Genomic DNA, 9,829 nt, shown 5'->3' with positions numbered 1-9,829 from the left:
CATTTGGATCTGTACCCTCTACACTTGCTGCATTCAAAATGCTTCCTGAATCAATATCCTCCTGTGTAACTGTGTAGCTAACCGATATTGAACTGCTCTCGCCTGGTGACAAAGTCCCAATATTTTCTTCAACCCCAAGTTTAGCATCTATAATAAGCACATCAGTCAAAGTCGTGTTGCCTGTATTCGTAACAGTCAAGGTGTAGACGATAACTTCGCCCGCTTCACTTACTGCTGTCTTATCTGCTGTTTTGCTTAGCGCAATGCTACTATTTTGATCAACCGGTGTTTCTACTTCATCTGAACCTTCCGGAGTTTCACCATTTGGATCTGTACCCTCTACACTTGCTGCATTCAAAATGCTTCCTGAATCAATATCCTCCTGTGTAACTGTGTAGCTAACCGATATTGAACTGCTCTCGCCTGGTGACAAAGTCCCAATATTTTCCTCAACCCCAAGTTTAGCATCTATAATAAGCACATCAGTCAAAGTCGTGTTGCCTGTATTCGTAACCGTCAAGGTATAGACAATAACTTCGCCCGCCTCACTTACCGCTGTCTTATCTGCTGTTTTGCTTAGGACAATGTTACTGTTTTGATTAACTGGCGTTTCTACTTCATCCGAACCTTCCGGAATTTCACCATTTGGATCTGTACCCTCTACACTTGCTGCATTCAAAATGCTTCCTGAATCAATATCCTCTTGCGTAACTGTGTAGCTAGCCGATATTGAACTGCTCTCGCCTGGTGACAAAGTCCCAATATTTTCCTCAACCCCAAGTTTAGCATCTATAATAAGCACATCAGTCAAAGTCGTGTTGCCTGTATTCGTAACAGTCAAGGTGTAGATGATAACTTCGCCTGCCTCACTTACTGCTGTCTTATCTGCTGTTTTGCTAAGGGATATGCTACTGTTATTATTGACAACTGTAGTAGTCGAAGAGGGGAATTCAGGAGTTTCGTTAGCATTTACAAATGCTGTGTTAACTATATCTAAACCAAGATCAATTAACTCTTGGCTTACTTCATAAGTAGTCTGATAAATCCATGTTTCATTCAAATCAAGGACATTATCCCCGTTATCATCTCCTTCAAGCAATTGTAAAGGCTCATTCCCATTCGTAAGTGGGTCAGTAACGACAACACCAGTAGCAGCAACAGTTCCAGGATTGGTCACTTCAATGGTGAAATTCAAAATGGTTGGCCCATCAATTTCCAAAAGGTCCACTGATTTTACGATTGCCAACCTACAATCATCCAATGTAAGAACAACAGGGGTTCTAAGAATTGAAGAACAACCAGTGACTTGATTTACAGCTTCTGCATAATAAGTGACAGAACCAATTTCATTAAGGATTGGTGCAGTTACGAGATCTTCACCATCAGGCGAATTAAACCAAACAATTTCCGTCCCTTCTACAGCTATGATTGCATCGTTTGCATTCAGAGTTTGAATAGATTCAAGCGCACATTCAGTTATGTTCCCAGTAGCCAAAGGTGCATCAGTAGTCAAAACGGTGATTTCAGCAACAGAAGAAGTCAAAGATTCTCCACAATCATTTGTAACTACTACGTAATAGTAATAAACGCCTTCCTGACTAGTAGGCGGTACCAATCTTGGAGAAGTCTCTTCAGTGATCAATGTACCTCCTTGATTGGAATTAATCGAATTCACATACCAATTATAAGTAAAACCTGATACCCTATTGGAAGAAATAAACAACTCATCTGCTTGCTGACCTTCACAATAAGTATTACTTTCCAATTCTAAAAATTCAATAATCCTAACAGTCACTTGGGCCCTATCAGTTCTACCATCAAGTTTGTCTTCTATCTCATACTCAAAGGCATAATTTCCGGGAGTTGCATTTGGAGAAACAGAAATATTTCCAAAAGTAGGTGAGCTAGGGTCTTGATCAAGTTGAATAAATCCAAGAGACAGAACACCTTGGTCATCAAAAACAGAGAGGTTAATATCTTGGGGATTCAGTGCTATCCCGTCAAGTTCATCATTTTGGAATATATTGCCTGCATTTTCAGAACCAACAGATGCAAAAATTGGACAAAGGTTATCTGGTGCTGCGGACAAATCCCTTGCAAAAAAGATAATTTTTCCATCCGATTCGAGTCTATCAAAAACACGGAAACCAAATATTGGAATTTCTGAATCGAAAAGTTCGGGATTAAAGACAGTCAACCATTGTTTTTGGTCAGGGTAATTAATTTGATGATTCACACCAGTGTTCCAATCAAACTGAGCAATGAAAGAAATTCTATTTGCCTCTACTATAACCTCCCCATTTTCATCTAATGGAACTAAATCCATTTTAGAGTTACCATTCCTTTCTGAAATCAAGATATATCCAGACTGTGGTATTTGATTTGGATAAATAACATCAACAAAAGGAGAAAATTCGTTAAGAATATCGTTTGAGTTTATATCCCAATAAGACCTTAAATCTGGAACAGAGACTACATGCGAAAGTGACCTTAAAAATTCATCTAGATTGTTTGAGTGCGATAAAAATTCACTCTCTGAAGAATGATCAAACTTAATTACTCTAATTCCCTCAGGGTTTATACTTGTCCCTAACAATTCATTAGCACTCTTTACCTCAGGAAACCTAGAAGTTGCAAAAATTCTTTCTCCATTCGCTAATAAAATTGATTCTATTTCTACACTTACATTTTCAGGAATTGGGTTTGACATACCCCTTTCTTTCTGAGTATAAATAAATTCATCTTCACCACCCTTGTTTACTATAAGACTAACTTCTTTAATAGGAACATTATTCGCATTTCCACTTACTTGAATAATATTTTGAGCAGTTATAGAAAATACAGGAAAAATGAAAAACAGAAGAAAAACTGATGCACGAAGCAAACTTGACTGTTGACTTGATCTTAAATAATTCTTCGAATACATTTTTAGAATTTTTAAATGCCCTAACATGTGACATCAACAATAGCTGATATTTTCAAATATTGTTAACTGCATCAAATATACAATTATTTGTTTTTTATAACCAAGTTATGGAAAGAAAAAATTTATTTAAATTACTTTTTACTTAATTCAAAATACATTTTTTGATATTCAAACACTATTTTAACGCCTAAATAAAAAATACATCTTTATCCGCTCTTACACCATTAGTCATTTTTAATATTGTTTGAAGCTCATTTCAATCTACTGTGGTGGGATGACTGTAGAATATTGTGCACCGCTGAGTAGTTGACGATTATCTACATTATTATAAGTGACACATTCACCTACTGGTGTCACTGCGGATAATTATACAAAAATAACAGAGGAAGATTGCTTGAAAATAATTAACGAATAGGGCTAGAGAGTTTTAATAAAACTATTTTGCTTTAACTCTCAATGATTAGAGGGTTAAGGAAAAAAGATAAAGGTCAGCGGAATCAGAAAGAAAGGCAGTAAAATATACGGTAAACAGAACAAATACATCTGACTGTTGGACAATTCTGTATCAAGAATTAGTTTACACCCACCTTCTGTTTTCTGAGATCCTGCTCCCTCAATATAGTCAGATAGATTCTTTTTGAAATAGGCATCACTAGGCTACACATCAAGAGGAAAAGTGCTACTCCTATAAATAAAACTGAGTCATCGATACCACTAAGGGCAAAAACTGCAGAAAATATAAGTGCATTAAACCCAAGCAATGTAATCGAAATCAATCTTGCACTAAAATTGAGCTCGCACAAAAAATGATGAATGTGTTTCTTGTCAGCAGAGAAAGGAGATCTTCGCTCTATGATTCTAAGAAAAAATACTCTGAATGTATCGAACACAGGATAGACCACAAGCGCTGTAATCACAGTAACAGGAGAGATTATTTTATATGCATTTTCAATAGGCAAAGAATCATTGGCTTTCAAAAAAGCCAAAGCCAAAATAGAAACGGCAAAGCCAATACTCAAGGAACCCGAATCCCCCATGAATACCCTGGCTGGAGCCCAATTATAAACGAGAAAAGCTATTGTACCTCCAAGAAATGCCAATGAAATCAAGGCAAAAGAATACGCTCCAATCGATAAAAACCACGCCCCAAAAACCATGAAAACAAACGAAGACACAGTGCTTAGCAAACCATCTACTCCATCGATAAGGTTAAATGCATTAGTCAAAAACACTATAACCAATAAAGTAAGCGGTACGCCAACCATCTCTGGTATTTCGTACACTCCAAAAAGACCATGAAAAGATTCTATTTTTAAATCTAGAAAAAACATGATTATACAAGTTGGAATGATTAAAGCGACTAGTTTGATTATTGCCATGAGATTTTTCAAATCATCAATTAAACCTGTCACAAAAACCATCGAGATACACAAACCAATAATTACGAGGTCAAAATCATTCAAAATATTCGAAAACATAAAAATTGTCACCAAAGCAGGCAACAATACACCAAGACCACCAGCCGTCGGAATAAAACTAGTGTGCATCCTTCTCTCGTCAATCTTGTCTCCTATACCTTTGAAGTTCAGGAATGAAATGATTGGTGGTAAAATCACGACCGACACTCCGAAAACAAATAAAGCTGATAAAACTGTTAGCATAAAGATACTTTTTAGTGTGATAAACTTTGCGTGATTTAATTGTAATATGATTTTATAAACCATTTTTAATTTTTACATCGCTTTTTTTTTAAAAAGGAATGTATATAATCAAAATATAAATAGCCAATCAACTAGCTTAAACATTTTAAATAAGAGTCTACAAAACAAATTTTGCTAATTATCATCAAACGCCTTTTCATTAATAAGTAGTAATCAAACTGAGTTATAGTAAAACTTTTTTGTTAAGTGATGGAATTTTAAAGACCCTAAAGATGCCTCTCTAAAATTGGAAGGTAAAATTCAAAATTAAGACCAAATTAAATTTTTACATTTTTATCCACTTTTAATAGAATCAATCTCTAGTGTTAAATTCAACACAGATATTTATAAACTTTAAAACAGTTTTTTATATTTTATTATAAATGAAAACTCTTAGATTCAGTTTTGCTAACATTTTCTATATTTGGTTTTATTAGTTTCCGCATGTATTCTACCAAAATATAATGTAAGAATAATGGACTTGATGTTAAAGTCCGTTTTAACAACCTTGTACTTGTAAAAGACCTATGCATCCACTCAAGGCCAAACTTGATTAAAAAAACTGGCGCTCTTTTTGTTGTGCCTGCAAAAAAATCAAAAACAGCACCTATATTACATATGACTTTTACATTTAATTCTTCCAAATTTTCTCTTGTCCATTTCTCTTGCTTAGGAGCTGTCATCCCTACAAATAGAAAATCAGGGCTAAATATATTTATTCTCCTTATCATTTCTTTATTATCCTCTTCTGAGAAAAAACTTTTGAATGGAGGAGAAAAAGATTCAAACTCCACATTAGGATATTCTTTTCTTAACCTTTTACTTATTTTTTCTAGTGTACTATCAGTAGAGCCGAGGAAAAAACATTTAATTGAGTTAGACTTATTCCTATTCAAAATATGCATAAACAAATCATAACCTGCAATCTTCTGAATACTTGACCCATTTAAAAATTTATTTGCTATAACAATACCGATTCCATCAGGCAATAAAATATCACATTCATTCAAAGACTCATTAAAAAAATCATCATTTAGGGCCACATGATAAGAGTGAGGATTTATGGTATTAATGACATGCTTTTCACTAAAGTCTATATTATCCAATGAATCACTAAAAACAGAATATCCAAAGAGGTTTACTGTTTTGTATTTCTGAAGAACCTTCGTATTCATAGCTTAATAATATTTATTGAATCATTATTTGATTTCTAGGTATAAATGTAAAAAGAAAATTTGAAAAACAAAATTCATTATTCAAAAAACATTTTTATGCATTCATTATTCTTATAAAAAATTATTTCCCTACAAGGATTAGTTATTCAGGCCTTTGGTTTTATTTCTAAACCTTTTACAAAAAGTTAAATTGAATTATTAAAAATCGTATCCATGGAAAACAAATTCATATTTCACTGATATTCTAATAATTACATCACATCAAACCGAAAAAAAACTGTAACTAAAATTATGATCTATGGTCTTAACAATATTCTGATTTCCATTAAAGTTTAAGATTACACAAAAAAATCTATTTAAAATTTTGATTCTATTTCATTTATAATGTTTATTATCAAATCCTTTGGAATAAAATATATTGACATAAAGTTTGTTTTAAATACATTAAAATAAACTCAAAAACTCAAAATTCTTTATTCAAGAAACAAATTGCAAAATACACCCTATCAACATTTGATTTATTGAATCAAAAAACACCTTCACCCCATTAATAATAAATTAGTATGAAAACAGATTACTATGTACACTTCAAAATAGTCATACTACTTATCTTGTCATTCTTTGTTTTAATTTCTAATACCCAAGCTGCCACTTACTACTTTTCTTCATCTGAAGGCAATGACAGCAGAACTGCTGCCCAAGCCCAAAATGAAAGCACACCTTGGAAATCTATTGAAAAATTGAACAAAGTATTTCTAAGTATCTCTCCTGGAGATAGAATCCTTTTTAAAAGAGGGGATTCTTTTTACGGGACTATCCATATCACAAGGTCTGGGACAATTTCAGCACCTATTACTTTTGGGGCTTATGGGGACGGCGACAAACCAATTATTACTTCATTGGAAGAAGTCAATGAGTGGATATCAGTAGGAAATGGGATTTATGAGTCTAAAGATAAGTTTTCAAATATTGAAAAAATCAATGTTTTAACTATAGATAACACACTATTTAGTTTAGGAAGGTTTCCAAACTTTGACGAAGAAAATAAAGGCTATCTTAACATTACATCTACACCTAACAATAACACAATCCTTTCAACAGATTTGAATGGATCTTTAGATTGGTCAGGAGGAGAAATTGTAATTCGAAAAAATCCTTGGATTATTGATAGACATTTTATCAATAGTAGTTCAGGAAGTATAATTAACTTCCAACAAACAAACTCGCATTATACTGCCTCTAAAAATTATGGTTTCTTTGTCCAAAATCATATAAATACTCTAGATAGATTTGGAGAATGGTGTTATGATAAGAAGACGGAGAAAATTATGATTTATTTTGGCCATGAAATCCCATCAAACCATAAAATACATATTAGTAAACTTCCTTATTTAATGCATTTTGATTGGGAAGAAGGAAATATTATCGTTACGGAATTAGATTTCAGAGGAGCAAATAACTCGGGAATAAAAATTCAAGGTGGAATAAATGTTAAGATTTTAAAATCAAATATTTCATTTATGGCAGAAAATGCAGTAGAAGGAATACTTTCACACAATTTAGAGATTTCTGATTGTGATATAAATTATTCACTAAACAATGGTATTTACATAGAAAATTCCACAAAAAACATTGTTATAAAAAGTAATAAAATTTCCAATACTTTTACTTTTAATGGAATGGGGAAAAGTTCCGATTTAAACGGTCAAGCTATATATACTACCAATGATTCTCATAACGGATTAATTGAAAAAAACAGAATTTATAATACAGGCTACAATGCAATTAATTTTGGAGGAAATAATACAATTGTCAAAAATAATTTCATTGATAACTTTTGCATGCATAAATCTGATGGGGGAGGAATTTATACATGGGAAGGGCCCGGAAACCTCAACAAAACTGGTAGATCTATAGAAAACAACATTATTATTAATGGTATTGGTTATAAAGAAGGAACTCCATATTTTAACACAATAAACCCCACCCCAATAGAAGGTATTTACTTGGACGACAATTCTTCTGGTATTGAAATTAAAAATAACTCAACAGCAAACATTTCAAACAGTGGCGTTTACTTTCATAATGCAAGAAACATAGTCTTTCAAAAGAACTTGATGTTTAATTGTTACCAAAGTGTATTACTAAGTCATGATGAGCATGGCCAGGAAGTTCGAAATGTAAACATAAAAAACAATATATTTTTAAACCCTATTCCAAACAATAATTTTGTCAAGATTTTTTCTATAAAAGAGGATTTTGAATTAATGGGAGAATTTGATAAAAACCACTATGTAAATCCTCTTGGAAATGATTTTGGATTTTTGCAAGAATTTATGTTTACTAACTTAAATATTCAAAGTAAATTGATGAATTTATTTTGGTGGAATAGAGATAAAAACGGAAAAATTTCTCCAGTAAATTACAATTTTTCACTAAATCACGAAAAATTAAATGAAAATCTATTTCAAAATGAAAGTTTCAAAAATCATGTGCAAAAAACATACTGCAACAACAATTGCAATCGAAATTGGTCACAATCAGGCTATTTTAAAGATGGTCACGTTTTAATAAATTCATCTTTGAATTCTCAATTCACTTTAGAAACTGGAAAATTAGCTGAAAACTCCTATTATATTCTTCGTTTTTCAGCTAAGTCAAATAAAGATGGATTTATATCAATTGAAATTAATGAAAATGGAACACCATGGAGGAAACTCTCAAAAGAACAAGGATTTAAAATAAGTAAAGACACACAAGAATTCGAATTTATTTTTCAAAGTAAAATCGAAGCAAAATCAACTTTAGTAACATTTAAATCAAATTTAGAAGATTTTACCTATGCACTTGACGACGTTGAATTTTATGAGGCAGAAGTCAATTTTAGAAGACATGAAGACTATGTCTTTTTCCAATACAATGATTCAAACAGCTCCCAAAAATACCCAATAAATGGTGCTTATGTAGATGCTTACAACAATCCCTTTTCGGGTTCGGTAGAAATCCCTCCATTCTCTTCCGTTGCCTTGATCAAAGTGGGAGATGAGAAAATCCAAGAATCCATCCCACCTTCGATTTCATTGATTACTCCTAAAATTGATCAAGAAATCAACTTAGGTGACTCTCTAGAAATAGAGGTAGAAGCTTCAATCGGTTCTGCCGAAATCGAAAAAATTGAAATTCTTGTCAATAACTCCTCAATAAAAACCTTTCTAAAAGAGCCCTCTATTTTCAAACACTTTTTTGAGGCCATTGGCACTTACATGCTGCAAGCTAGAATAATTGATATAAATGGTGAGGAAAGTTATTCTGAATTAATCTCCATAAAAGTCAACAAGGAATTATCAGCTCCGCAAATCAATTGGATTTCTCCTTCAGATGGCGACTTTTTTTTTGCAGAAACCCCAATACAACTTGCTGTTTCATTGATTGATGATGATATATCGATCGAAAAAGTAGATTTTTTAGTCAATAACTCGATTGTTGGATCTACACAAAATACCCCATTTCAAATAGCAATCCCCAACCTGCCTGTTGGCAAGCACAATCTACAAGCGATAGCGCTAAGTTCAGATGGAATTGAAGGTAAGTCTGAGGTAATCTCTATAAATGTCACATTACCCGAAAACACAACTCCTACCATTACGATCACTGCACCCTCAGACAATGATCAGTTTTTTGTAGGTGACCCAATCAACATTGCAGCAAATGCTGTGGATGCTGATGGCTCTATCACAAAGGTCGAATTCTTTGCGGGAAATAACCTCTTGACAACTGATACACAAGCTCCTTTTGCTTTTGTATGGAATGATGCTCCTCTTGGAAATCATGTCATTTCCGCTAGAACTACAGACGACAATGCCTCTACTGCTTCATCAACTGAAATCAACATTCTGGTGACCGAAAGACCAAATAACTCACCCGAAATAACGATCACTGCACCCTCAGACAATGATCAGTTTTTTGTAGGTGACCCAATTAACATTGCAGCAAATGCTGTGGATGCTGATGGCTCTATCACAAAGGTT

At 33.2% G+C, this 9,829-nt stretch carries 4 protein-coding genes; 1 reads left to right on the top strand and 3 read right to left on the bottom strand.

The window, feature by feature from the left end:
• From MM236_RS19535 to MM236_RS19525, 3 genes are all read right to left on the bottom strand, one after another.
• A partial coding sequence (locus MM236_RS19535; RefSeq protein ID WP_439648026.1) for a CLIPPER-2 domain-containing protein occupies window positions 1-2,926 on the bottom strand: 2,926 nt, incomplete at its 3' end.
• A 572-nt stretch (window positions 2,927-3,498) separates the two neighbouring features.
• Window positions 3,499-4,587 (bottom strand): MraY family glycosyltransferase, encoded by a 1,089-nt coding sequence (locus tag MM236_RS19530; RefSeq protein WP_241276685.1) that lies wholly within the window; start codon window positions 4,585-4,587, stop codon window positions 3,499-3,501.
• A gap of 416 nt (window positions 4,588-5,003) precedes the next feature.
• On the bottom strand, window positions 5,004-5,801 hold the full coding sequence (locus MM236_RS19525) for a WecB/TagA/CpsF family glycosyltransferase (protein WP_241276684.1): 798 nt from the start codon (window positions 5,799-5,801) through the stop codon (window positions 5,004-5,006).
• 563 nt (window positions 5,802-6,364) lie between these two features.
• Between MM236_RS19525 and MM236_RS19520 the strand changes: the two genes are divergently transcribed.
• A partial coding sequence (locus MM236_RS19520) for an Ig-like domain-containing protein (RefSeq protein ID WP_241276683.1) occupies window positions 6,365-9,829 on the top strand: 3,465 nt, incomplete at its 3' end.

It is taken from the genome of Belliella calami (assembly GCF_022549695.1).
In the GTDB taxonomy this organism is placed as follows: Bacteria; Bacteroidota; Bacteroidia; order Cytophagales; family Cyclobacteriaceae; genus Belliella; species Belliella calami.
This window is presented reverse-complemented; position numbering and strand designations above follow the sequence as displayed.